At 33.9% G+C, this 1,341-nt stretch carries 1 protein-coding gene and 1 pseudogene; both read right to left on the minus strand.

Annotation, left to right across the window (positions count from 1 at the left end; genetic code table 11):
- Positions 1 to 89: 89 nt before the first annotated feature.
- Positions 90 to 445: pseudogene (locus J7E66_RS14850) on the minus strand (MmcQ/YjbR family DNA-binding protein).
- Between the two features lie 292 nt (positions 446 to 737).
- The coding region (locus J7E66_RS14855; RefSeq protein WP_215001257.1) for an IS3 family transposase at positions 738 to 1,341 on the minus strand (604 nt) is incomplete at its 5' end.

Below are 1,341 nucleotides of genomic sequence, written 5' to 3' on the forward strand. Positions count from 1 at the left end.
AAAGCACCCGTTACTTTAAGTAGAATATTTCACAATCATAGTAAGTTCCACAGAAAAAGACATAAATCCTTCCTGCTGAATCAATGCCTTCACTTTTTTAAATTAACTTTACTATTACTTTTTTTAGTTAACATATAGCTTTGTTTTATCATTTCGAAATGTCTTCCTTTGGAACAGTACCGTCAAGAATTATCGAATTCCAATGGTCCTTATTAAGATGAAATGCCGGAACTACCGAATTGTAAATCTGACGCCAATAATCCAAAAAACCGAGTTCACATTTCACATTAATCCAAATATGGCCATCTTTTTCAAATATCCACGCAAACACTTTCTTGTTATCTATATGTCGCATTAACGTCCAATTCTTATCGCGAAATGGATAATCTTCATATGTATTTCCCATCCCTAAACAGTAACCGATAGCTTCCTCTCTATTTTTCATTGTTAACCTCTTCTCTAAAATAATAACTTTCTAATTTTTTAATTGCATCCTAAATTTTAAGCCTTGGACCCTTTATTGCACTAACCTGCCCCGATAGTTGCATAAAATCGAGTAGGAGGTGGCGCCTAGCCTCCTCCTACTCGATTATTTTAATTAGTTTGGACTTGCTATCGTTCATTCAGATTACCACGTGTTCTTTTGCCGATAATTGTGATTATGTTAAGAGATAATGGTAAAAAAAGGTCATTATTCCTTTAAACTGTACCCGTTGTAAAGGACATTTTTAAAAAGGTTATGCTACATTTAGAAGATGATTTCTGTATTCAACAGGAGTCATCTTCTTTAAATTCCATTGATATCTAAAATTGTTATAGTAGGTCATATAACTCCTTATTTCTCTTTTAAGTTCCTCTAAGGAATTACATGGTTTTATATATGCTTCATCCTTAAAATGACCAAAAAAAGACTCTTGTGGAGCGTTATCCCAACAATTTCCTCTTCTTGACATAGATTGTCCTAGCCCTAATTTTTTTACACGCTTCTGAAAAGTAGGACTAGTATAGTGTACTCCTTGATCTGAGTGAATAAAGGCTCCTTCCGCAAACTTTACTTTTCTATTATTCTTTAACTTTGCCAATGTATCCGTTGCTAAATCCAATGTAAGTCGATCTGACAGATTATAGGCCAATATTTCATTCGTGGAACTATCCTTAATAGTGGACAAATAAGCTTTTTGTCCCTTCCCGTAATATAAATAAGTAATATCAGTGAGTAATACTTTACCTGGGATTTCTTGTTTGAATTCTCGGTTTAGTAAATTCGGTAGTACGGAGTGTTCTTGGGTAGCTTTCAACATCTTCTTATATGGATTAGCTCTTCTAACTGGGCATACAATC

Source organism: Bacillus sp. ISL-7, assembly GCF_018613065.1.